Consider the following 24,745-nt stretch of genomic DNA (forward strand, 5'->3'; position numbering starts at 1 on the left):
AAAAGGCCATTCCCTGATAAAAAGGAATGGCTTTTTTAGTTTATACTTTTATCTAATAAGTTGCGGGTGCTCCCGGCCTTGGCAATGAGTTAAGAATAAATTCTCTCAGGTCATCATTTGCCTTTTTAAGGTCTTCATTTCTCAGGTACATCATATGTCCACTTCGATAGCCTTTAAAGCTCAACCTGTCGCGCATCTTCCCGCTTGGATCTAACTGCCACATCGTGTATTTGGCATCAAAATAAGTGGTGGCCCCATCGAAATATCCACTTTGGATCAAGACGTCCAGGTTAGGATTTTGGGCCATAGCCTGTCGCAGATTTTCTCCGGTATTATTACCGCTCCTGTCCCAAGGGTGCACAGGACCAAACATATAATAAGTAAGGTCTGTTTTGAAATTGAGATCATTTCGAAGATAATGGTTTATCGCAGGTGTAAAGGAGTGCAGCCAGGAAGTAAGTTCAGAATTATAATCGGGGGAATCCCCGGCTTCCTTGCGATCCAACCCTACGTATCGGGAATCAAGTCTTCCTACCGTTAAACCTTTTTGATCTCTTAGAAGATCTTTCCAGAAATATCTGTAAGGAACTTCCAGATTATGCTGAAGGATTTCTTCCTGCGAGATTCCGGAATAGCGTGCCATAGTTGCGGCTACTTCCTGTTTCCTTTCCTCCTCCAAAAAGCCTCCTTTTGCCAGGGCCGGTAATAAATCATTTATGGCGTATTGTTCCACTTCCGGAAGCAGCTCTTCTAAATCCCTTTTTTGAAGGTCTTCCGGAAGTAGATTGTGATACCATGCGGCAGCGGTAAAGTAGGGGAGACGGTTTGCAACTTCTACCGGACCTTCTCTGTCTATTCCAATCTCTGTAGGTGAAACCAGAATCACCCCATTGAGATACATCCACTGTGAATTCTGCAGCTCCAATGCTAATCCCGAAACCCTGGTCGTTCCATAACTTTCCCCGATAAGGTATTTAGGAGACAGCCACCGGTCATATCGGGTAACAAATGTATTGATCCATTTGGCGAGGTAACTAACATCTGCATTCACACCAAAAAATTGATCACGATCCCGTTTTTTCTCTCCTTCAGGCTCAATTATTCGTGAGAATGCGGTATTTACAGGATTGACGTACACAATATCGGCGATATCAAGAATAGAATAAGGATTTTCTTTAATGCCATAAGGCTGTACGGGGAAACCTTCGGGATCTATTTCCAGTACGCGTGGCCCGGTGTAGGCTATATGCATCCAAACAGAAGCAGACCCAGGTCCACCATTGAAGGAGATTACCAACGGCCGATTCTTCAGGTCCCGGGCGTCGTCTCTTTTATAGTAAGTATAAAACAAACTGGCAATAGCTTCGCCGGAGTCATTCCAAACAGGTTGGGTACCGGTAATAGCAGTGTAATCTATTCTCTGGCCATTGATATTGACCCTGTGAGAGGTAGCAACCGTAGTATCTACAGGAACTTCAACTGATTTCTGTGCCGTAGCTTCAGAGTTAAAAAAAGCGAAAAAGATCGCCAAGCAAATAATTTTTTTCATTTTCAGGATTTAATTAAAAGCCTAAAAATAGAAATTTCAGCGGGAAAAAGAGGCTTAAATCTTAAAAGGAGTATTGCAGAGAAAGTCCCTGGTATTCATTTCCTTGTACATCCAGTCCCATTGTGGGAGCGATTACAAGATTGCTTTCTTTCTTTTTGTGAAATTCAGGAATCAAAATTCCACTGGCTGCACCAATTGCGTAGCCCACGATGTTATCGGTTAAAAAATGCTTTCCCGCTTTAGATCTTAAATAGGCTACCCATCCAGGAACAATAGCTGCGGCAGTCCATACATAAGGTTTAGCTGCGGAGTCTGGATAAAAGTCGTTATAGATTTTGGCTGCGAAAAAGGTAGCAGAGGCAGTTGCTGCGGTGTGTCCTGCGAAAAATGATCTTTGGGCACCGCTTTCGGTGCGCTCCCCTTCGGGTACAGAAGTGTTATATACCAAAGGTCGCGGTCTGTCTATCAACCCGGCAGTGATAGTGTACATTGCTCCGGTAGTTGCCATGCTTTCTACAAACAAAATTGAAATCTGACCTGCATTAGATCGCATATTTTTATCTGCCAGCATCATTACTACCGGTACAGCAAAGGATCCGTAAAAAGGATAATCACTTAATGTACTCGCCTCTGGACTATAGTTACCGGCTAAAAACCTGTCTATTTTTGGGACATCATCTTTTGATAAGTTATTCATTTCTGCGACAGTGAGACCTTCTTTATCCTGGATGAATTTAAATCCCAGAGCATTAAGTCCTAAGGATAAGCCCAGATAAGGACCGTCAACTGCCCAGCTGATTTCATAGGGAGAACTGGATTTGTCGCCGGTATTAGAGGAATAAGTTTGGGAATAGGTGGAAAAGGAAAATAAGAATATAAAGATTAGGGGGAATATGGAATTCTTCATCGTTAAAATTATTTTGGTCAAATCTCGCGGTTTTGGCAATTATTACCTGAAGAATTAACGCAATTATAAGAGTGGTTACGTGCCTTTTCAGAAAACTTTTAAATAATTCTTCTTTTTTGTACGTCTATAATGGAACTCAATCATAATTGAAATGTTTATATTACACATTAAATATTTAAACATTATTATCTTTGAAGAAAATTTATGAAATTATATCAACTACAAACTCTCCAGCGATTGCCTATTTCGCTCAAAGAAGCCTGGAATTTTTTTTCAGATCCTGCAAATCTTAAAACCATTACACCTTCCTATATGGGTTTTGATATCACAGCGGGTGGAGGTCGTCCTATGTTCGCCGGACAGATTATTCAATATATCGTCACTCCGGTTGCCGGCATCAGGACCAAATGGGTTACGGAAATAACACACGTAAAGGAGCCGGAGTATTTTGTAGACGAACAGCGATTTGGGCCATATTCTCTTTGGCATCACAAACATTTCTTCAGAGAAATAGACGGGGGAGTGGAAATGGAAGATATAATTGATTATAAACTACCGCTGGGTTTATTGGGACAGGCAGTACATCCATTCGTTGTTCGTCCTAAACTAGAGGAGATTTTTAATTTCAGAAGAGAAAAGCTGGAAGAGCTTTTCGGGACTTATAAAAAAGAAACCACTTAATCTGCTTTTTAAAACCTTTCGTAAAGATTTCTGAAGCAATTTAAGCGGTTCTGGTACTAACTAAAAAAATTAGATCTTCTGTGCGGCTTTTTGTTTATAATGACTAAACAGGTCGTGTTCCTTGATCATAGCGGTGGTTCTTTCAGGTAGCATTTCTTCCCAGCCGCCTTTACCTTCTGCAATCAACTGCAGCACTTCTCTGGAAAATATATCCAGGATGGCAGGATCATAATTAGAGATATCCACAACTTTACCATTATACTTGAAGAACTTGTATAGTTCCTTCATTCTTGGATGAACTTTAAGATTTTCGCTGGTCGTAATTTCTCCGGTCTCACGGTCTTTAAACGGATACAGATATACTTTAAGATCTTTAAAGAATAACTTACCAAAGGCTTCCAGGATTCCTCCGCTTAGATGCCTGTAGTACTTCTCATCGAAAATATCTACAAGGTTGTTTACACCCATTGCGAGACCCATTCGTTCTTTCGTATAGCGGGAAAAATATTCCACAACTTTATAGTATTCCTGGAAATTGGAGATCATCACGGTCTGGCCTAGGGAACAAAGTAACTCTGCCCTGTCCATAAAATCTCTTTCATCTATCTCTCCTTCCGCACGAAGATTGGAGAGGGTTATTTCAAATATAACTTCGGTATTATCTTCAGAAACCCTGTTTTCACTCAGGAAAAGCTCCATGGAACGTTTATACATGTCCATATTCACCTTTGTTACCGGTCTAAAGCTACCGCGCAGGGCAAGGATATTCTTTTTATAAAGAATTTTAGCCGGTAATACGTTGTTCCCATCGGGTGCGAACATAACTGCTTCGGTCATTCCATTCTTGACCAGCTGCAGACTCATTAACCTGTTATCAACCTTTTCAAAACGAGGTCCGGCGAAATTAATGGTATCTATTTCTATCTGATCTTTATCAATGTGATCATAAAGGTAACGGAGTAATTTCTTGGGGTTATCATATTTATAATACGCTCCGTAAATAAGATTTACACCAAGGATACCGAGGGTATTTTGTTGCAGGCGCGCATCATTTTCATGAAAACGCACGTGAAGGCTTATTTCATTATAACCTTCTTCGGGATGCACCTGATATTTTATTCCAACCCAGCCATGGCCTTTGTACTTCTTAGCAAAATCAATAGTGGCAACAGTGTTGGCGTAAGTAAAAAATAATTTATTGGGGTGTTTTTCGCGGGAGATCCTTTGTTCGATGAGATTTGTCTCATGAGTAAGCATCTTTTTTAATCTCTCTTCGGTAACATACCTTCTGTCATCTTCAATTCCGTAGATCGCGTCACTAAAGTCCTTATCGTAGGCACTCATCGCCTTTGCAATCGTTCCTGAAGCTCCTCCGGCCCTGAAAAAGTTACGGACAGTTTCCTGTCCCGCACCAATTTCAGAAAAGGTTCCGTAAATATTTTCATTCAGGTTAATTCGTAAAGCCTTACTCTTGATCGACGGGACGTTTTCAAACTCCCTGTCACCCATTATAGTTATTGGCATAGCTGTTTTTTTTTGTGCAAAATGGATTCCTCTGTAGAGAACGCCAAATTGTATCCAAAGGTACTAAAATGCAGGGCCAAACAAAAAAATAATACTTAGTTTTGTGGAAAAATTCAGAGCTTTGAAGGTTACATTTTTAGGCACAGGAACTTCGCAGGGAATCCCGGTTATAGGCAGTGATCATCCGGTTTGCCAAAGCGATAATCCTAAAGATAAAAGATTAAGGGTTTCAGTTTTGATTGAAGTAGACAAACTTAACCTTCTTATTGATTGTGGTCCTGACTTCAGGCAGCAAATGTTGTCAAATAAAGTGCAGCGCATTGATGCTATTTTATATACTCATGAACATAATGATCACACCATAGGACTCGACGATATAAGACCTTATTTTTTTCGCCAGGGAGACATTCCTGTATACGCACATGCCCGGGTCCTAACTTCTCTTCAAAAACGATTTGACTATATCTTTGCTTCCGAAAATAAGTACCCCGGTGCCCCCAGTGTGCAGGAACATGTAATTGAGAACAAATCGTTTACGGTCAAAGGAATAAATGTTAATCCTGTAAATGTAATGCACAATCGTGTGCAGGTTTTTGGATTCAGGATTCGGGATTTTGCGTATGTGACAGACGCAAAGACCATAGAAGAAGAAGAGGCAGAAAAGCTTAAAGGTGTTGATGTACTCGTGATCAATGCACTGCGAAAAGAGCCCCACCATTCCCATCTTAACCTGGAAGAAGCTCTTCAATTTATTAAAAAAATAGGGCCTGAAAAGGCATATCTTACTCACATAAGCCATCACATGGGTTTTCATGACGAGGTGCAGGCCGAACTGCCCGAAAATGTCTTCCTGGCGTATGACAACCTTCAAATAAAAATTTAAATGCGGAAAAGTTTTTTAATGTACCTGTTCGTTTTCACAATCCTACTAGCGGTAATTTTCTACGTGAACGGCAGTAAAGTAGTAGCATCAAAAGATAAAGAAATTGAATTCCTAAGGGAACAACTGGAGGAACAAAAATATAGTGGTGATAGTGCAGCAGAATCTATTATTCAGGAGGACACCTTTTCGCTTATTTCTAATGAAGAAGCGCTTACCTACCTGGAAAACCGTGGTTTTGATCCTGCTGAAATAATCTTAAAAGTAGAGGAGGCTCTTATAAGCAGAAATACTGCAGAGGAAGATAACGACCTGGTCCCGTATGAGGGAATGAGTGGACCTTTCAGGATCAACAAGGTGAAACTTCTCAACCATAAATGGGCCATTGCAAGTTTTACTGATGGAACTTACTGGGGCGACTTACTAATTAGCTTCGAAATTGATGAAGAAGGTAATGTGGAGGTCTTTTCTGAAAAGGCCGTGCTATATCCCCAAAATTAAAGCTGCTCTTCGAGCCACTTTCTAAGCTCCTGAAAATTTTGTGGTGCAACGCCATGCCCTACAGGAAATTCAGAAAATGTGTTCTCAATCTTTAAAGTATCTAGAAAGGGCTTGGTCTTTCGCGCCCATTCTACAGGGATTACCTGGTCTGCCGTACCGTGAGAACTGTAAACAGAGAGGTTTGAAAAATCATTCTTCTCATATTCCTGCTTCAGGATTTCCTTATTAATGTAGCCGCTTAAGCCAATAACATTCTTGATCTTTTCGGGATAGGAGAGGGCTACAGCAAAACTAAGGATACATCCCTGACTAAAACCAACAAGGGTAACATTGGTTGGATCTACAGGATATTCTTCAATAACCTCATCCAGAAATTGCATGATCTTTTCACGGGAGACCACCGCCTGATTATCGTCGCTGAATTTCCCGTCTGTACTTCCCTGCCAGTGAATAGCATACCATGCGTTTCCATAGGGAGCCATGGGATACGGTGCTCTTACGGAAATTATAAAAAGTTCGTCGGGAAGATCTTCTGCAAAAGAGAACAGATCCTCTTCATTGCTGCCATAACCGTGCAACATAATTAGAAGAGGGGCTTTTTCTACATGCTTCTTAGGCTTTCTTATTAAGTGATATAAAGTAAATGTTTCTGCTTCCATTAATTAATTGTACTAAACCATTTTTGAAATTGTTTTCCTAAAATAGGCACTTCGTTTCTTTCTCCCTGTATAGCACCAATTAAGCCATACCCTACCAAAACAACAATAAAAATATAAAATGGAGCTGATATCAACCAGGAGTTAAACCATGAAACGATCATCCCCAGCAGGTAGAAAGTAATATGAATTCCCAGCCCCTGTCTAATGTGAAAAGAGGCAAATGGGTTCTTTGAATCATTATTGAGAAAATAGGCAATTATAGTTCCTATTATAGTTAAATAGGCCCAAATTGCTGCAGCTTTTCCCTCGTTTGCGACGCTTTCCATGGTGAAATAATTAAGCCATAAATTTACCGAATTTCCTGCTTTTATACAGATTTCAGGAAGCTAAATATTCCTCACCCACTAAGATACCATAAACTTTTCCTTTCAATTCTTTTCCCATGAATAAACTGTTTTTAGAAGTACTTAAAATATGCTCTTTTTGAAAGATATATTCCCTGTCCGGATCAAAGAAACTGAAGTTAGCCGGAGATCCTTCATCAATAACATTTTCCCCTAGATTAAATCTTGATTTACCGGAAGTAAGAACTTTGACTGTTGTTCTAACCGAGAACAACTTCAGCAAGGCTCCTAAAGCCGATTCCAGGCCCAGGGTGCCAAAAAGGGCATTATCGAATTCCACTTTTTTGTGCTCCACATCAATAGGAATATGATCTGAAGTTACCATATCAATGGTGCCATCTTTAACGCCTGAAATCAAAGCCTTAACATCAGATTTTGTCCTAAGAGGCGGGAGTACTTTGGCATTGGTATCAAATTCATTAAGAACTTCATCTGTTAAAAAAAGATTGTGAATGGCCACACTGCATGAAACATCCAGACCTCTTTCCTTTGCATCTCGAATAATTTCGACAGATTTTGCTGTGGAAATCGTGGGTATATGAAGTTTTCCCCCTGTGTACTCAAGAATATAAAGGTCCCTGGTGATTTGTAGTTCCTCGGCTAAAGCCGGAATTCCTTTTAATCCTAACATGGTGCTACTCTCATGCTCATTGACCTGCCCGTTGAGTGCGATCCTGTCTTCCTGCGGAAAGGACATAACAAGTCCATCGAAATTTTGAGAATACTGTAGCGCCAGTTTTAATAAATTAGGATTGGAAACGGACTTTTTGAAATCTCCAAAAGCTACGGCTCCTGCCTGTTGCATGTCATAAAGTTCAGCCATATCCTTTCCTTCACTTTTGCGGGTAAGTGCACCAATAGGCAGTAAGGAGACGGGCTGTTTTTCAGCTTTATTTTTCAAGAAAGTAACAGCACCTTTATTGTCGGTCACCGGATCGTGACCCGGATTTAAAGCTATTGCAGTAAAGCCGCTATAAGCTGCTGTTCTTAATCCGTTTTCAAGAGTTTCTCTTTCTTCAAACCCCGGTTCCCCAAAATTAATGCTACTGTCAAACCAACCCTGGGAAACGTGCAGATTTTCAAAATTGACTTCCAGGTCAGGTTTACGCACTTTCACTACGGGAGCGATTTCCTTAATAATACCATTTTCCACCAGGATATCCATCACTTTATTGTTGTATGGACTTTCATTATCAATAATCCGGGCAGATTTGATGAGTATTTTCATTTGAAGAATTTAAGAATGAGTATTTCAGTAAGTAAGAAAAACAATGCAAAAATAATAAACCATTTCCAAAGGCTGTCTACTTCATTAGCCGATTCAATTTTCGAAAAAACTCCCGGAATGGAGGAGTGTACGGAAACTTTTTCTCTTTCGGTTAATAATGTATTTACAGGATCACTCTCCGTCCTAGGTACATTAAAACTAAGAGTCTTCAGTATAGTTTCGTCTTGCAGTACGTCAAAATGTCCCGGTCTTTTTGGCAGCTCATCAAGTACAAGTTGGACCTTGTTCTGAGAACTTTGCTGTTGCGGGATGAAAGTGGTTTCAGGAGAGGATAATTTAAGTATCTCGTCTTTTTCAAGATTCGCCTGAATTCCAATCGTTTGGGATCTACCCAATATATTATACATGTTAGACCCTGAAATAGCAGTATTCCCAATATTGTAAAAAGTAGGAACAATGAGGGGAGAATTTTTAAAGTTGGAATTCTCTCTGTCTAATGCTGCTGTAAATACGAAAACATCGTCTTGTTCAAAAAGAAAAGCCTGTCCGTTTTGATATTCAAGAATACCTGCGGTCGCTTTACTTAAAGGGAAGGAGCTCTGTACTTTTGGATATTCAAAATTTGAAACCCTTTCGTTAAAGACACTATTATACAGTGGGTGCTCGAATATGATATCGGTGATCAATTTTTCCTCTGTGTTCAAAGGTCCGAAAGTTGGTAGTTCCAGATTTTTCAGGAGCGTGTTGTAATCCTTGATTTCTCCCTCTACTGTGGGAATAATTACCAGTAAAACTTCTTCTTTAACCAGTTGTTGAAGAAGATTGAGCATAGAAAAAGGAATTTTTTCGGGCTGGTTCAGGATAACAAGGTTCGCCTGGGAGAGGAGGTTATAATCAATATTGTTCTCAGGAAGAATCGCCAGATTAAATTCAGGAGAATTATAGATCCTTTGCAGAAAATCTGATTCGGTATCTCCAATCACTACCACATTCACCGGAGCGATTTCGTTAATGCTGAAGTACAACCTGTTGTCGAATTGTAGTCCGTTGTCTTCAATTTCTATCTTCCCATGAGGTATGGCACCTGCGGCAAGATTAAAGGTGGTTCTTCCTTTTAGATCTTCATTTAGTTCTATTGTTTTTCTTGCGAGCATGCGATCCCCATTATATAAACCTACGGCAACTTCCTCCTGCCTATCTCCAAAAGCCGAAAAAGACACATTAAGAACAGTTTCATCCAGTCCCCGGTTTGAAACCCAGGCAGAATCTACTGCAACGTTGGAGAAGTTTTCCGGACTTGACTGTACAAGATAGGTGTTGATATCATTTCCCAGGGCAGAGACAGAATCCTGCAGATGCTGAAAATCGGAAATCGCAATGAAGTTTTTCTGAGAATTAGTTGAATTTCGGAAAAGGTTTTGAGCTTTTAATTCAACAGCTCTCCAGGAGAGTTCTGTGGGTGAAAAATTTTCTTCTTGTACTCTTTCACGTAAACTGTTAACAGTAATTTCCCGATATTCTTCATCATTGGTGAATAAGGTCACCATTTCTTCTTCGGGAATATTCTCCAGGAGATCCTGAATGCTTCTTCTTAAAAGTATGCCGTTCTTTCCCTGGGCCTGCATACTGTAGGAGTTATCCAGGTAGATTACCGTTTCAGTTTCCTTAATTTCGCCCGAAGCAGGAGGGAAGTAGGGTTGCGCAAAGGCAATAATGACACAGGCTAGAAGTAGCAGCCTGGTACAAAGGATAAGAAACTTTTTTATTCGGGAACTTTTTCGGGTCTGTAGGACAGCCTTTTTAAGGAATTTGACATTGGTGAATTCAGTAGTCCTGAACCTTCGGAGTTGAAACAGGTGTACCAGGATTGGGATCACCAGTAAAATCAAGGCATAAAGCAGTTCCGGATATTTAAAGTACATGCGCAGGCATTCTTTTGTCAAATATAAAAAAAGGTCTTAGCAAGACCTTTTAATTTGAAACTTAAAATTACTGCCTTCTCCCGGTTCAGATTCAATTGTAATATCTCCTCCCAGGTGCGTCAAAATTTTTTTAACGGTTGCCAGGCCAATGCCACTTCCAGGGTTGCCATCCCGGTCATTGAGATCCAGAGTGGTGAACAGGTCGAATATTTTACCAAAGCTCTCTCTCGGTATTCCGTCACCGTTATCTTTAACCTCAAACTCGTAGAAATTCTCAAGACTTCTGAATTCAATTTCTACTCTGCGCTTTTCCTTATGATTATACTTAAGCGCGTTACTTATAAGGTTAAAGAAAATTTGGGTAAGAGCAGCTTTATTTACCTTTTTTAGAATCCCTTTTTCCGGGTAAGTGATCTGGATATTTGGGCTTACGGTGTAAAGATTTACGATGTTTTTGAAGAAGGTTTTTAAATCCACATCTTCCTCCTCTTTTTCCAGAATTCGTTCGCTACGGTAAAAAACCAACAACCCGTCAACATAGTTCCTTAAACTGTGAGAAGCCTGGGAAAGAAATTCAATATACTGCTGAGTCTCCTCATCAAATTTTTCCTTATTTTCTTCTTTTAATAATTCCACGAGGGAAATAATGTTAGCAAGGGGAGATTTAATATCATGGGATACAACGCTGGCAAATCTCTCCAGCTCCTTAAAACGCTGTTCCAGATCCTGCTGAATACGCTGGTACTGGTTTTGTTGTTTTCTAAAAGCAATATCATTTAGGATTTGATTAACGAGAACTTTTAAAGAACGTTTTTGGTTTTGGGCTAACCTGGTGCTCTTGGGGTCAAAAAGGCCAATAATGCCGAGTTTTTCACCTGTTGCAGTAATTACCGGTACAGCAATGATATTTTCATTTTCAAATCCTGGAATGTTTAGTTCCTGTTCGTTAAAAATAAGAACCTCATTCTGCTCAAGCACCTGTTCCCACAGCGAAGTCCCTGTATCAAATTCTTCAATTGGTAAACCGTAAGTACTTTTAATCCACGCCCGTTCATTTTCCACAACTACCAGAGCCGCAGCCGGAGCCTGAACTACCTGGGAACAGAGAAAAAGAAGATCAGAAAAATCGCTGTCTGCAGAGGTCTTTAGGATCTGAAATTCTTCGGGAGCCGGGTGTTGACGGCTTCCAATTTTCTGAATTTGGGAATTGGGCATAAATATCAACCTTAGAACTAGTTAAAGATATCAATTGCTTCTAAAAAATTTGGAATTAAACTTAAAATATTTGAGAAAGTTCCTACAGTAGGACTAATAATTCTCAAAGACGCCAAGGCCAAATAATGCAAAATCATATTTTACCGGGTCCTGACGGTCAAGTTTCCGAAGATTTGTATCAAGTTCAGCCAAAGCTTTGGCGTCATTTTGTTTGCGCTTTAGAAGTCCCAGTTTTCTGGCAACATTCCCCGAATGTACATCCAGCGGACAACTAAGTTGAGCGGGGGAAAGACTTTTCCAAATACCCAGATCTACATTCCTTGAGTCATTTCGTACCATCCAACGCAAAAACATATTGATCCTCTTAGCTGCGGAATTCTTTAACGGGTCACTCACATGTTTTTCGGTCCTTTTCTCGTGAGGTAATTCGAAAAATATTTTCTTAAATTCGTGGATTGCAGGTTGTAAGCTATCTTTACTTGAATGTTTACTAAATATGTGTTCCAGGCCTTGGTGCTCCCTGTAAATGTTTTGAAAAGCTGTAATAAAATAAATTAGATCGCCACCATTAAAAGTGCGATGAACAAATTTTTCCAACTTTTCCAGGTCAGTTTCTGAATGATTTTGAACAAAATCATAAGGAGCATATTCCAGCAATCCTATCAATGAATTGGCATTCTTGAGAATACTTTTCCTGTTACCCCAGGAAATTGTCGCTGTTAAGAATCCCGAAATCTCAATGTCTTCTTTTTTACTGAAAAGATGAGGGATCTGCACAGGATCTGTTTCAATAAATTCGGCTGTGTTGTATTGATCAACCTTAAAGTCAAGAAATTCTTTAAGTTCGGTTTTTGTCATTAATGACATGAAATTTTTAATGAGATGTGACTCGGGATTTATACTAAATATTTCTATGGATTACAGGAACATTTAAATTTTAAACGATTTTCCCGTCTACCATAGTCAATTTTTTGTCGGCCATGTTCGCGAGTTCTTCGTTATGGGTAACGATGACAAATGTTTGTCCAAATTCTTTTCTGAGGTCGAAAAAAAGCTTGTGCAGATTTTCTGCCGATTCACTATCCAGGTTACCCGAAGGTTCATCGGCAAAGATAACTCCCGGATTGTTAATAAGAGAGCGGGCTACGGCAACACGTTGTTGTTCCCCGCCACTCATTTCGGCTGGTTTGTGATCTGCTCTTTCTGAAAGTCCAAGGAAGCCCAAAAGTTCTTTGGCTCTTTTTTCAGTCTCAGCTTTGTTTCGGTTTCCGATAAAAGCCGGAATACAAATGTTTTCAAGGGCAGTAAACTCCGGTAACAACTGGTGAAACTGAAAAATAAATCCAATATTCTCGTTCCTAAATCTCGCCAGATCCTTGGAGTTCAGGGAATAGACATCTATCCCATTCACCTTTAATAGACTATCTTTATTTCGGTCAGGTTTTTCGAGGGTTCCAAGAATCTGAAGCAAAGTTGTCTTTCCCGCCCCGGATGCGCCAACAATGGAAACAATTTCACTTTTTGGTATATGCAGGTCTACTCCCTTTAAAACATGAAGGTCATTGTAGCTTTTATGAATGTTTCGAGCTTCTATCATATTTAGGATCTTGTTGCAATATTAACCTTTAATAGTATTTTTTATGGTATTATAATCCAAATAATAAACAACACGTAGGGAAAGATTATGCCTTGCGGGCTGCCCAAACAAATTATCGAGACTTTCCAGATAAGCCAGTTCACTCTGCTTATCAACCTTGAAAAGGGAATTACGATAAAGCAGAATCATTTCACTACCGGGAGCAAACCGCCACTGGTAACTCAGGTCGAGATTCCATATATTGAAATTTGCATCAGGATCATTTTCCTCATTAAGTTTGTAGTCAAAGGGAACTAAACTGCCATTACTTTGCAGGCGGGTGAAGCTATTATTTCCAAAGTCTGCTGAAGACCAAAAATTCCTGAAGCTAAGACTTAATGCTTCATGGGTATTAAAATTGTAATTTCCCTGCAGGGAATTTTCAACACTCTGCATGGAACGGGTGCCAAAAATGACATTTTTGGGGAGTAATGTTACAAAGCTTTCCCTGTCATTTTCATTCATAAATTCAAAGGAGTAAATGATCATGAACTTGTTGCTAATTCTCAACCGCGGGCTAAAGCTGAAGTTAATTTGACCGTGCTGCGTTCCCAGATACTTATTGTAACCCAGCCGTGAATCAACTGCAATTCTTTTTCGGTAATCTGAAGAAATCCAACCTTCAGCTGAAGCATTTTCTGAATAAGTAATAAAGGAATTCTCACGGCGGGGTTCGAAAAAATCTTTAAAGGGAGTGCTGTAATTTACGGAACCTCCAAAAGCAAAACGGTCTCGGGTCATTGCGAAGAAGCTGGATCCCAGGTTATTTGTTACTACAACGTCGGGATCGTAGCGCCGCTGATGATTGCCATACAACCTGATATTGTAACTGTTGAAAATTCCATGGGGCTCAAAAATGCGGTAGGAGGTATCCCAGAAAAAGTTGTTGTAATTGTTAATAAAATTCAACCCCAGGTCGTTGATATCATAGGTCTTATTGGCAAATTCATGAGAAATCCCATAGCGGAATTTTCCCTTGGTGCGAGCAAAGCCGAATTCTGATGCAAAACCTGTTTTATTCCTATCGGTGTAATTTATCCGACTCATCTTAGCCTCTCCCGAAAAGTTAAAAGAACTAGCTTTATTATAGACATCAAACAGAAATCCGGTGACATTACCATCTCTAAAATGTCCTTCCCTGGTAACATTGGTATTGATGATGGAAACAGAAGATTTTTGGTCGAATTGCTGATCTAGTACAAAGATGTTGTAATTCGCCAAAGGTGCTGTCACAAATTCTCTTTCCTTTCCAGTAATTCTATTGTAGTACCTGGCTTTTTGGCTTTTAGTAATTGCATTAAAAAACCCTATTCCCAGACCGTTTTCCGTTCTTCCGGAGATCTTCAGAGCATTCAGGAGGTTCGTAGTTTCAGGATTCTCTATTATGTCTTCATTTTCCAGCCTCGCATCCTGGGCTTCATTAAATCCAATAGGTGTATCACCAATTCTGCGGGAATAGAAAAGGTTGCCTTTGGTAAAAAGTTCAGTTCCTTCAGTAAAAAATGCCCTGTTTTCGCCAAACGTCTGTTCAAAGGGACCGAGATTCAGCTCAACTTCATCATAGGCTGTCTGCCCAAAGTCGGGAACTAATGTTGCGTCCAGAGTAAAGGCATCATTAATTCCATACTTGAAGTCCATTCCTGCATTGAAAGCAGTGGTTGCTTCATCATCAAAATAATTGACCTCGCCCGACACGTATGGATAAAAACTCAGCCGTACCGGCGCGTCAATATTTTCTATCCCCTTTAAAAGGCCATTGTAGTGGGTGCTTATCCCCACAGATTTATTGATATAATTCCAAACATAGGTTTCGTTGAGATAACTGATGTGGCGGCCTAATTGCATACTCCAAAGCTGCTCTTCAATTTTGGGAAACCTTAAGGCAGAGTAGGGGATCTCCATTTCAACATACCAGCCTTCATCATCTAAGGAAACATTTGCTTCCCATACTACATTATATGCAAAATCTTCATTCTCACCTTTCATTTTTGCATCGGCAAGAGTACCTGCAGCCGTAACATAGAAGCGGGTTTGATTTTCTCCGTCATTATAAGTGTTTAGATCAAAAAAGAAGTAATCTGTGGTGGGAATGTTATCACGTTGGGCGAATTCACGTCTTATTTGGGACGGTTCTTCATCATATAGATATGCGGCCACATAAATTGCCTCGTCGTTGTATGCGATTTTAACTTCGGTTTGATGTGTACTTCGGGAAGGCTTGCCATCTCCCGGTTCATACATTACAAAATTGGTAGCTACGGGAATGTTCTGCCATATAACATCATTCGGCACCCCATCAATTACGGGTTTACTTTCAATTCTTGTAGTCGTATATGTTTTTTTCTGCCGAAGTCCATTGTGCTGTGAAAACAGTGATGCTGTGATCATAAAAAGCAATATTAACAGCGCGTTTTTAGGGAGCATTAGGTTTAATTAAAGGCAGTGTCTTCCTGAAATGCAATGTTACGAAATCCTGTAATTTTATAATTGGAAGGTTGCTGCTTTTTCCCTATTTTTTGGAAAAAGAAAATATGGAAGAACAACAATTGGAAAAGGCCACCTTGGCCGGAGGATGTTTTTGGTGTACCGAAGCTGTTTTTCAGCGGGTAGAAGGAGTGAAGCAGGTAACATCAGGGTTTACCGGCGGAAACATTAAAAATCCACCGTACCGTGAAGTAGTTGGCGGAAGAACTGGTCACGCAGAATCAATAGAAATAAAGTTTGACCCTAAAATTGTCACTTTTGAAGAGCTACTGTATATGTTTTTTGCTACTCATGATCCCACAACGCTCAACCGGCAGCAAAATGATGTAGGAACACATTACCGTAGTGCCATTTTTTACCATTCTGATGCTCAAAAAGAAACAGCAGAAGAAGTGATCAGGAAACTGCAAGAAGATAAGACTTTTAAAGATCCTATAGTGACAGAAGTTTCCCCGGCGGGAGAATTTTATATCGCCGAACAGGAACATCATGATTATTACAATCAAAACCGAAATCAGCCATATTGCAGAGTGATCATTGATCCAAAGGTTCAGAAACTTAAAAACAGTTTTTCCAAAAAAGTCAAAAATGAACTCTGACCTAAACTGGCACTTTTCTTGTGTTACCAGGTGAAAAGCTATAACAGATGAACACAGATAAAAGGAAATTATTAATTAAAGGACTTTTTTACGATGCTATTGGTATGGCAAGTGGAGCAGTACCTTTGGTTGGCGGATTTTTGGATCTTTTGTGGGCACCTTATGCCGCAAAGAAAATGTCTGCCATGTATCCGGGGAAAAAGGGGAAATTAGCCTCTGTCCTGGTATTTATTGAGGAAATCCTGCCATTTAGCGATATTATTCCAACCTTTACTTTAATGTGGCTTTACACCTTCGTATGGCAAAAAGGAGAGGATTATGGGGAATTAAGGCCTATAAGAGTGAGAAGCTAAATAGACGAATTTCGATAAATTAAAAAAGCCGGTTGCTCTTAGCAACCGGCTTTTTATTTTTAATTCAATCTTTTAAAATTTCACTCCTAACCCTAAAGAGATATTTCTACCCATATTAGGTATACCTTCCGGTTTAAGACGGGACAGGTGAGATATATAAGTCTTATCCAGTAGATTTGTACCTGTTAATCTAAAATTAATTTCCCAGCCGTCTAACGGGACCGAAGTTCCAAAGCCTGCATTCAAGAGAGAATAGCCTGCTGTATCGGTTTCAAAAGCACTTGTGTTATCCTGCTCAAAAACAGTTTTTAAACTAAGACTTGCATAACCTTCTTTTAATAATTTCCCTTCCGGAATTTCCACCCATAAAGTATTTAAAATGGATTGTGCGGGAATAAGTGGCAAATATTCGTCATTTTCCTGTTTTCCTATTACTAGTTCATAGTTGCTTTCGAGGTGAAGCCAGTCCAGGGGGTGGGGATGAATATGTATTCCAATCTCGCCTCCATATAGACTGGCGTCATTTTGACGATATGCGAAAACAGGATTTTCATCAAAAACTTCTCCTGTTGGGTCCAGGAAAATGTAGTCATTGATGGCATTATAAAATGCATTCGTAAACACTTCGAAATGCTCATTCCTGTATTCCAAAGCGAGGTCCAACTGGTAGTTTTGCTCGTTATCAAGATCGGGATTGCCTATTTCAAAACGGTTGGTTCCATGATGACTTCCATAGGAGGTAAGTTCAGCTAAATTGGGAGCTCTAAATCCGCTCGCTAAATTAAGTCTTCCGGTAAAGTGGGAGGTAATATCTAATTTTACCCCCAGGGCACCATTATAGCTGTTGAAATCCCGCTCAAGTGCAGGCACTTCCGTCTCAGTGTCGTGATTTTCATAACCTTCAGCAGAAATCCGTCTAATGTCATAACGCAACCCTGCCTGAAAATCAATTCTTTCAAGATGATAGTGCGTGGTAGCCAGAATTCCGGCATCTGTGGTTGTGGCATCGGGAATGAGAATTTCTTCAGCTAAATTTTTATTAGTCTGGAACATTCCCTGAATTCCTAAAATGGTTTCAAATTTCCCCCGGGCAGGAAAATGATACTTAACATCGTAATTGATCGTTTCCAGATGCATTTCAAGGGCAGGCTCTTCCTCCTCATGACCAACCTCTTCCTCATGCTCCTCGTGTTCCTCCTCGTGTTCTTCTCCCTCGTGTTCCTCTTCCCCGTGTTCCTCATGTTCCTCGTGATGCTCTTCAAATTCTTTACGGTTATTGAAAAGATAACCTAACTTAACATCAAGGCTGGAGTTATTGAAATAAAAAGAGTTATCCAGACTTAGAATGTGGTTATCCACCTGTTGGTAAGGGATCATTTTACTCTTGGACGTGCTTTGCAGTCCTATATCTTCCGGAATGCCTGCGAAGCTACTGTTAAAATTATAACGCAGGTCTCCTTTATAGTTGTCACTACGATACCCTAAACCGGTCTTTAGGTCATATTCAGTAAAGCGGGTATTAGTCACTCTTTGTCCGTTACCGGTTTCGTAATCACTGTGGGTTGCAAAATTCCCACGAGCCAAAAATTTTAATTTATCGGCCGAAGTATTGACTCCCACATTAGCTTCTAAACCTTCGGTATTGGAATAATATATGGTTTCAGCATCTACGAGGGTAGAATCTGCAGGAGCAAAGCGTTCCGGATTTAAATACAAGACCCCTCCCAGGGCATCACTTCCATAGAGAAGTGAAGCAGGACCTTTAATCACTTCAACGCTCTCAATCCCAGAACTACTTATTCCGAGACCATGTTCATCTCCAAATTGTTGGTTCTCCAACCTTACTCCCTGTGTATAAACCAATACGCGGTTTGAACTAAGGCCTCTAATTACAGGTTTTCCTATGGCCGAACCAGTAGTAAGTGTTTCTACTCCTGCAATCTGGCTAATTCCATCGGTTAGCTGGAAGGCTCCTGTTCGTTTAAGACTTTCTGCAGTAATTCGTTCCACCTTCATTACGTTCTCACTTTGTAGTTGATGGAAAGGGGTGGAGACTATAATTTCTTCCATCTCTATGGCAGTCGGAGAAAGTTCTATTTGTAGATTTTGTGTGTTTGGTAATTCAAATTTATAGGTTCTGGTTCCGTATCCCAAAGAAGACACGACCACAGAGTAAGAACCTTCAGATAAATCTTCGAGTAAAAATGCTCCCGAAAGATCGGTAATTGCGGTACGTTCGGGTTTCTGGAGCTGCACTGTAGCTCCTATTATTGGTTGTTCTGTGTCTGAATCTATAACTATTCCTTTGGCTGAAAATTGACTATAGCCTGTTGTGACCGCCAGTAATAGCAGTCCAAAAATGATGTTTTTCATGGATTTTTTTAAATACGTTGTAAACTGAAATAAAATTCTTCAATATGGTTCAACCTCTGGCAGGAGGTGCTCTAAGTGAAAAATGCAGTTTTTGATACGCACTTAAAAAATTATATTCCTTTCCTATGGAAGTATTCTCAACCTCGGGCTCGTGTAATGACCATGAGTCAAGTGGTGGAAAGGAAAAAGGGTTCTGCTGAAGGTGGAATATATCACAATCCACTGTCTTTTGATGGAAATGTGATTCGGCATAATGATTACAACTGTAATGTTGATGACCGGCGAAGACGTGAGCGAGATCTACTGCCGAAGGGAAGAGGATCAATCCTGTAAACAGGACAAGAGATATTTTTTGCCACAACTTCATCTTTATTTCAGAATCCTTCCGAAGCCCATTCGGGAAAGCATATTTTTTTCAAATTGCCAGAAAAACCTGAATTGACCAAATAACCAGCCATAAGCAACCAGAAGAACCTGATAAACGGGAAAGATCATCAACAAGCGTAAAGCGTAATAACTAAAAGCTCCGAAAAGGTCCGAAGAAAAATTCATTCGGTTAAACCCAATAAATTCTAAAACCGGTTTTGTTAAAAACAGGGATGAGGAGCCGGTAAGACCGAAAACAATGAAAATAATTAAAATTTGCCAGTTAGAAGAAATCCCCCAACGTTGCTTCAATTTATTCATGCTGCAAATATAATAAAGAAAATGAAGAACTATCTCCGGGGTGGATGTTTAAATATTGCTGATTCACAATCTTGTAGGAACAGAAAAGCGCTGGTTGTACTTTTGGGAGAGATAAACAAAGTAATTATACAGCTTATAATTGACATCATAGCCGTAATCAATATGGTGGTCATAATTTATAGGCATTTCATAGATATTTGGGTTGTACCGCAGAGGTTGATTTACACGGTTATTATAATCTGTTACCAAAAAAGAATTTTTGTTTTCCAGGTAACCGAGAGAATGGTAACCCTCAGGGCGTGCTATGGCATTAAGAAAATAGGAAAAACCGGGATCAATTATTAGTATCTCATATTCAAGGCTGTCATTAGCAATTCTCACAGTATCATTTTCCACCATTGTTTGCCCCCCCAGCATATCCCTATCACGGGTAGAGGAACAGCTGTAAATGAACAGGCCCAACAAAAATATGTACAAAAGATTTTTCATGTATATTATCCTTTTAAGAATCCACCGATCATACTTTAACACCAAAGATCTTGCCAGCTACGTCAATAGGAATCTTTATCTCTTTATTTAATTCGAGATTTTGAACGTGGACTAGTCTTGTAATTAAAGATCCAAACTATCTCTCTCGGTCATTTCTTCTTAATTTACGAAAAACCCAGATTTACAATTTATTGCATCTATTTTTTAACCAAAAAAAAGATGCTTCTTTTAACAGAAGCATCTTTAAATATGTCATTTTAGAGAAGTTTAATTCAGGACTTTTATTATCTCTTCGGCCAGTTCATAGCCAATTCTTTCCTGGGCCTCATTTGTAGCCGCGCCAATGTGAGGACTTAATGATATTTTTTCATTCATAAGCACTTTAATGGCGGGAGAAGGTTCCTCTTCAAAGGTATCGAGGCCGGCAAAACTTACTTTCCCGCTTTCGAGAGCTTCAACGAGTGCTACTTCATTGACTACTCCGCCGCGGGCTGCATTAATTATACCCACACCGTCTTTCATTTTCTGAAATTCTTCTCTTCCCAGAATGGGTTCCTCTTGCGCCGGCACGTGCAGGGTAATAAAATCTGAATGTTTAATTAATTCTTCAACAGGTTCTGTCTTTATGGGGATTTTTATTTCCTGATGGTTATAGAACTCCAGAGTAATTTCCGCTTCCCCCTCTGAACTGTCGCTGGCAATAACTTTCATTCCTATTCCCAATGCGATCTTTGCTACCTCACGGCCTATTCGACCAAAGCCAATTATTCCAAGGGTTTTTCCCCTTAATTCCCGGCCTCCGGCATAATTTTTCTTAAGTTCCTTAAATCGTGAGTCACCTTCAAGAGGCATATTACGGTTGGAATCATAAAGAAATCTTACTCCGCCGTAAAGATGAGCGAATACCAGTTCGGCGACAGAAGCTGAAGAAGCTGCCGGTGTATTGAAAACGTGCACCCCTTTGCTCCGGGCATAGTCTACATCAATATTGTCCATTCCAACCCCGGCACGACCTATGATCTTCAGGTTGGGGCAGGAATCAATCAGATCCTTGCGCACTTTTGTGGCACTGCGGACTATAATTCCGCTAATATCATTCTCTTTAATGTACCCGGGCAATTGCTCCTGGGCTACTTTTGTTGATATAACTTCAAAACCGGCTTCTTCGAGTTGCTTTTTTCCACCTGAAGCAATACCGTCATTTGCTAAAATTTTCATTTATGGTTTTATGTTTAGGCTTTCCTTTCCAGTTCACTCATCACGTCAACAAGTACCTGTACACTTTCCAGGGAGAGTGCATTATACATGGAGGCACGATATCCCCCTACGCTGCGATGGCCATTAAGACCATTGATGCCGGCTTCTTTCCACATCGTATCAAAAGTTTCCTTTAAATCGTCATTATTGAGCGTGAAGGTGGCATTCATGGTGGAACGGTCCTTTGTATCTGCATAGCCCTCAAAAAGAGGATTTATATCTATTTCTGAATACAGAAGCCCGGCTTTTTTCTCATTCTGTTCTTCTATACCTGCAATGCCGCCATTTTTCTTCAGCCATCTTAGAGTAAGCATTGATACATATACTGCGTAAACAGCGGGTGTATTGAACATGCTGGCTTTATTAAGATGCACGCGGTAATCCATCATTGAAGGCACAGATCGGTCAACTTTTCCAAGAATATCTTCTTTGATCACAACAAGAGTAGTTCCCGCAGGACCCATATTTTTTTGTGCTCCTGCATAGATCAAATCAAATTTTGAGAAATCCATTTGTCTTGAGAAAATATCACTGCTCATATCACAAACAATGGGTTTTGGTGTATTGGGAAATTCCTTGATCTGTGTACCGTAGATAGTATTATTACTGGTACAATGGAAATAATCCACGTCTGAAGGTATGAAATACCCCTTCGGAATATATTTAAAATCCCTGTCGGCAGAGGAGGCAACCTCTTTTACTTCCCCAAAAAACTTTGCTTCCTTAATGGCTTTAGTACTCCAGGTACCAGTATTAAGATAAGCTGCTTTAGTTTGAAGTAGGTTGTAGGGTGTCATAAGGAACTGCAAACTTGCCCCTCCCTGAAGGAAGAGCGCTTTATAGCCTTTGCCTTCCAGTCCCAGTAGCTCAAGGGCCAGACTGCGGGCTTCTTCCATTACATCTACAAAATCTTTACTGCGGTGAGAAATTTCGAGGATCGATAGTCCTGAATTGTTGAAGTCCAATATTGCCTGTGATGCCTCTTCAAAAACTTCCTGCGGAAGGATACAAGGACCGGCACTGTAATTATGTTTTTTCATATGTATATTTTAACAAACACAAATATGAGAAAATCATTGGCAATTCCCTGTTATTGAAATGATAATTTAGGCGGTTTTATTAGTGAAAACCTGAAATTTTTAAACATTTCGGGTCAAAAAAGCAAGAGTGTCAACATTATCTGCATAATCCCATAATTTTGGTTGCTGAGTCTTTCCGAAAGAAATTTCTTCTTCAATAATGTTTTTTCCAACGACACACTGTATTTCTTCTTTTCTGCTTTCCAGTTCGTTTTTTACTTCTTCCAGATCGTCATAACGCTCATAAAATAAAGTGGCTATAGGAGAACTCAGGGATCGATCCTCCTTGAGGATTAAAAATCCATTTTCCAGCAACTTGAATTGGCTCATTAGGTAGACAGCTTTATTATAGTCATAATTGTTCGCGTATTTTGCCTGATTTATGATTGGATTCCAACTATAAATAGCTTCAAAAAAACCAGTAAAATCATAATTCTTGGGAACATATAATTTAGAAACATTTCTGCAGCCAAGGCCATAGTATCTAAAGATATCTTCAGCCAGGAAAGAGAGCTCTTCGCAGGTTTCTTTTCCTGTGAGTACAGCAACAGAATTTCTGTTCTTTCTTATTATCGAAAGTTTTCCGGCGAAATAATACTCAAAATATCTGGCGGTGTTGTTACTGCCTGTAGCAATAACAGCATCATAATTTGTCATTTTTGAAGCCCCATCGGCAGAGTGGGGGAGGATCTCAATCTTTTCATCCCATTCAGGGGAAGTAGCTTTAAGATAGTCGGCAACAACAGGTAAAAGTAGTTTATCATTTGATGATTGCTTCACCAGCGCCTTGTGACCACTTACCAGGATCGAGAGAAAATCATGAAAACCTACCAAAGGTATGTTTCCTGCCATAATTACTCCCACCGTCTTTGATTCTACTTTATCAAAATTATATTCAGAAATCCATTTTTGAAGATTTTCCTGGGTTAAAGCCTCAGCCCATTGTTCCAATGAAAAAAGGACATTCTCTTTAGTGAACCAACCATTGTGATGTACGGCCGAATCTATCTTCTGTTGGAGCAGATCAAAATAGGGGTCGTTGTATTGGAGGTTGATATCCTTTTCATACCCAGACCTTTTATATTGATCAAAAAACCGTCCCAGATTTACTAAGCTTTCTATACGCTTCTCGATTGTCATCTCCCTTATTTGTTTAAGAACTGTTTTGGCTTTAAATTTGTGCAAATTTAGAACAAAAATAAGCTATGGCAATTATAATAACCGATGAATGCATCAACTGTGGAGCGTGCGAACCCGAATGTCCTAATACCGCCATTTACGAGGGTGCAGATGACTGGAGATATGCAGATGGAACAGATCTTAGTGGCGACATAGTACTGCCTAATGGAAAAGCAGCGAGTGCAAATGAAGCACAGGAACCTCTTAGCGATGAGATCTATTATATAGTACCCGATAAATGTACCGAGTGTGTTGGTTTTCACGATGAGCCTCAATGTGCCGCCGTGTGCCCGGTAGATTGTTGTGTGCCCGATCCTGCGAATGAGGAAACCCGGGAACAGCTTGTTTCAAAACAAAAATTCATGCATAACGATTAATTTCGATTCGATATGAAGCAAAAAAAGACCTGCAAATTTTTTGCAGGTCTTTTTTTATAAGATAGAGTTGTCCAATTACTTGATCTCAACCACTTCTAAATCAAAAATAAGATCTTTTCCTGCTAATGGATGATTTCCATCCACAACAATAGAATCTTCTTTTACTTCTTTCACCACAAGGTTCATTTCGCGACCGTCTGGGGCTTTTGAAACTAGTCCCATTCCGGGTTCTGGCTTAATTTCTTCAGGTAACTGACTTTTATCTACCTCCTGGATCAATTCTTCTCTTGGAGCACCATAAGCTTCTTCAGATGGAATTTCAACAGTTTTCTTTTCATTTACTTTCATGTCGAGTAAACCTTTTTCAAATCCGGGGATAAGTTGCCCCTGTCCCATAGTGAATTCAATAGGTTCTCTCTCTAAAGAACTGTCGAAGACCTGTCCATCGGTAAGTTTTCCGGTGTAGTGTACTTTTACAGTATCATTTTCTTTAACCTGACTCATAATAAAGTTTTTATCAATTAAATATTTGGGAAATGGAAATCAAACAGAAATTAAAAAGGAAGGACCTTAACAGCGCTGAGAAATATCTCATTTCGAAAGTGCAAAGATAACATTAATAAGACAGACAGCCAAAGAATGACCACTTAGTCCTTCAATTCGGAAAAATTCTTTATTAACTAAAAAATAATCAGAAAAAACAGAAGTTTAATTACATACTTTTAATATCTCTCTTAAAGGAGGGTTAAGACTGAACCTTAT

General features: G+C 39.8%; 25 protein-coding genes. 6 read left to right on the forward strand and 19 right to left on the reverse strand.

Going from position 1 to position 24,745, the window contains the following annotated elements; all coding sequences use genetic code 11:
* Positions 1-52 precede the first annotated feature (52 nt).
* Positions 53-1,549: a S10 family peptidase gene (locus H148_RS0101670; RefSeq protein ID WP_156877182.1), complete on the reverse strand. Its 1,497-nt coding sequence runs from the start codon at positions 1,547-1,549 to the stop codon at positions 53-55.
* Positions 1,550-1,610: 61 nt separating this feature from the next.
* The gene (locus tag H148_RS0101675; RefSeq protein WP_029033247.1) at positions 1,611-2,456 is read right to left on the reverse strand and encodes a phosphatase PAP2 family protein; all 846 of its coding nucleotides are present in this window, start codon (positions 2,454-2,456) and stop codon (positions 1,611-1,613) included.
* 204 nt (positions 2,457-2,660) lie between these two features.
* Between H148_RS0101675 and H148_RS0101680 the strand changes: the two genes are divergently transcribed.
* Positions 2,661-3,137, forward strand: coding sequence for an SRPBCC family protein (locus H148_RS0101680; protein ID WP_029033248.1), 477 nt, complete (start codon positions 2,661-2,663; stop codon positions 3,135-3,137).
* A 69-nt stretch (positions 3,138-3,206) separates the two neighbouring features.
* On the opposite strand, the gene H148_RS0101685 is transcribed toward H148_RS0101680, so the two are convergent.
* Complete coding sequence (locus H148_RS0101685) at positions 3,207-4,661, reverse strand: TonB-dependent receptor (RefSeq protein ID WP_029033249.1); 1,455 nt, start codon at positions 4,659-4,661, stop codon at positions 3,207-3,209.
* A gap of 121 nt (positions 4,662-4,782) precedes the next feature.
* On the opposite strand from H148_RS0101685, the gene H148_RS0101690 reads away from it, so the two are divergent.
* On the forward strand, positions 4,783-5,544 hold the full coding sequence (locus H148_RS0101690; protein WP_029033250.1) for an MBL fold metallo-hydrolase: 762 nt from the start codon (positions 4,783-4,785) through the stop codon (positions 5,542-5,544).
* A complete protein-coding gene (locus H148_RS0101695; RefSeq protein ID WP_029033251.1) occupies positions 5,545-6,042 on the forward strand; it encodes a hypothetical protein in 498 nt (165 codons plus the stop codon).
* On the opposite strand, the gene H148_RS0101700 is transcribed toward H148_RS0101695, so the two are convergent.
* The 8 genes from H148_RS0101700 to H148_RS0101735 form a co-directional block, all read right to left on the reverse strand.
* Positions 6,039-6,701, reverse strand: coding sequence for an alpha/beta hydrolase (locus tag H148_RS0101700; protein WP_029033252.1), 663 nt, complete (start codon positions 6,699-6,701; stop codon positions 6,039-6,041). The two genes, H148_RS0101695 and H148_RS0101700, sit on opposite strands and share 4 nt — an antisense overlap.
* Positions 6,701-7,027, reverse strand: a complete 327-nt coding sequence (locus tag H148_RS0101705) for a magnetosome magnetite crystal formation protein family (RefSeq protein ID WP_029033253.1) — start codon at positions 7,025-7,027, stop codon at positions 6,701-6,703. Before H148_RS0101705 ends, H148_RS0101700 begins: the two co-directional genes overlap by 1 nt.
* A gap of 52 nt (positions 7,028-7,079) precedes the next feature.
* A complete protein-coding gene (locus H148_RS0101710; protein ID WP_029033254.1) occupies positions 7,080-8,333 on the reverse strand; it encodes a dihydroorotase in 1,254 nt (417 codons plus the stop codon).
* Positions 8,330-10,255 carry a BatA domain-containing protein gene (locus H148_RS0101715; protein ID WP_029033255.1) on the reverse strand — a complete coding sequence of 642 codons (1,926 nt, stop codon included), beginning with the start codon at positions 10,253-10,255 and terminating at the stop codon, positions 8,330-8,332. The genes H148_RS0101710 and H148_RS0101715 overlap by 4 nt, the downstream gene beginning before the upstream one ends.
* 36 nt (positions 10,256-10,291) lie before the next feature.
* Positions 10,292-11,470, reverse strand: a complete 1,179-nt coding sequence (locus H148_RS0101720; protein ID WP_037324490.1) for a sensor histidine kinase — start codon at positions 11,468-11,470, stop codon at positions 10,292-10,294.
* 93 nt (positions 11,471-11,563) lie between these two features.
* Complete coding sequence (locus H148_RS0101725) at positions 11,564-12,328, reverse strand: TIGR02757 family protein (RefSeq protein ID WP_029033257.1); 765 nt, start codon at positions 12,326-12,328, stop codon at positions 11,564-11,566.
* Positions 12,329-12,407: 79 nt separating this feature from the next.
* A complete protein-coding gene (locus H148_RS0101730; protein ID WP_029033258.1) occupies positions 12,408-13,067 on the reverse strand; it encodes an ABC transporter ATP-binding protein in 660 nt (219 codons plus the stop codon).
* Between the two features lie 21 nt (positions 13,068-13,088).
* Positions 13,089-15,494: a DUF5916 domain-containing protein gene (locus tag H148_RS0101735; protein WP_245583370.1), complete on the reverse strand. Its 2,406-nt coding sequence runs from the start codon at positions 15,492-15,494 to the stop codon at positions 13,089-13,091.
* A 143-nt stretch (positions 15,495-15,637) separates the two neighbouring features.
* Between H148_RS0101735 and msrA the strand changes: the two genes are divergently transcribed.
* Positions 15,638-16,189 carry a peptide-methionine (S)-S-oxide reductase MsrA gene (msrA, locus tag H148_RS0101740; protein WP_037324502.1) on the forward strand — a complete coding sequence of 184 codons (552 nt, stop codon included), beginning with the start codon at positions 15,638-15,640 and terminating at the stop codon, positions 16,187-16,189.
* Positions 16,190-16,236: 47 nt separating this feature from the next.
* Positions 16,237-16,542: a hypothetical protein gene (locus tag H148_RS0101745; protein WP_029033261.1), complete on the forward strand. Its 306-nt coding sequence runs from the start codon at positions 16,237-16,239 to the stop codon at positions 16,540-16,542.
* 72 nt (positions 16,543-16,614) lie between these two features.
* Here the strand turns inward: H148_RS0101745 and H148_RS0101750 are convergent, their stop codons facing one another.
* The 7 genes from H148_RS0101750 to H148_RS0101780 all read right to left on the reverse strand — a co-directional run bounded on the left by H148_RS0101750 (position 16,615) and on the right by H148_RS0101780 (position 23,567).
* Positions 16,615-18,915, reverse strand: a complete 2,301-nt coding sequence (locus tag H148_RS0101750) for a TonB-dependent receptor (protein ID WP_029033262.1) — start codon at positions 18,913-18,915, stop codon at positions 16,615-16,617.
* A 49-nt stretch (positions 18,916-18,964) separates the two neighbouring features.
* A complete protein-coding gene (locus H148_RS17020; protein ID WP_037324493.1) occupies positions 18,965-19,282 on the reverse strand; it encodes a hypothetical protein in 318 nt (105 codons plus the stop codon).
* Between the two features lie 2 nt (positions 19,283-19,284).
* Positions 19,285-19,602 (reverse strand): DUF6787 family protein, encoded by a 318-nt coding sequence (locus H148_RS0101760; protein ID WP_029033263.1) that lies wholly within the window; start codon positions 19,600-19,602, stop codon positions 19,285-19,287.
* 63 nt (positions 19,603-19,665) lie between these two features.
* Positions 19,666-20,091, reverse strand: coding sequence for a DUF6146 family protein (locus H148_RS0101765; protein WP_029033264.1), 426 nt, complete (start codon positions 20,089-20,091; stop codon positions 19,666-19,668).
* Between the two features lie 267 nt (positions 20,092-20,358).
* Complete coding sequence (locus H148_RS0101770) at positions 20,359-21,309, reverse strand: D-2-hydroxyacid dehydrogenase (protein WP_029033265.1); 951 nt, start codon at positions 21,307-21,309, stop codon at positions 20,359-20,361.
* Between the two features lie 14 nt (positions 21,310-21,323).
* Positions 21,324-22,388, reverse strand: coding sequence for a 3-phosphoserine/phosphohydroxythreonine transaminase (gene serC, locus H148_RS0101775; protein ID WP_029033266.1), 1,065 nt, complete (start codon positions 22,386-22,388; stop codon positions 21,324-21,326).
* Positions 22,389-22,487: 99 nt separating this feature from the next.
* Positions 22,488-23,567 (reverse strand): acyl-CoA reductase, encoded by a 1,080-nt coding sequence (locus H148_RS0101780; protein ID WP_029033267.1) that lies wholly within the window; start codon positions 23,565-23,567, stop codon positions 22,488-22,490.
* Positions 23,568-23,632: 65 nt separating this feature from the next.
* Between H148_RS0101780 and H148_RS0101785 the strand changes: the two genes are divergently transcribed.
* Positions 23,633-23,983: a 4Fe-4S dicluster domain-containing protein gene (locus H148_RS0101785; RefSeq protein ID WP_029033268.1), complete on the forward strand. Its 351-nt coding sequence runs from the start codon at positions 23,633-23,635 to the stop codon at positions 23,981-23,983.
* A gap of 75 nt (positions 23,984-24,058) precedes the next feature.
* On the opposite strand, the gene H148_RS0101790 is transcribed toward H148_RS0101785, so the two are convergent.
* Complete coding sequence (locus H148_RS0101790) at positions 24,059-24,487, reverse strand: FKBP-type peptidyl-prolyl cis-trans isomerase (RefSeq protein ID WP_029033269.1); 429 nt, start codon at positions 24,485-24,487, stop codon at positions 24,059-24,061.
* Between the last annotated feature and the right edge of the window lie 258 nt (positions 24,488-24,745).

The sequence above is a fragment of the Salinimicrobium terrae DSM 17865 genome (assembly GCF_000424665.1).
GTDB classification, from domain to species: Bacteria; Bacteroidota; Bacteroidia; order Flavobacteriales; family Flavobacteriaceae; genus Salinimicrobium; species Salinimicrobium terrae.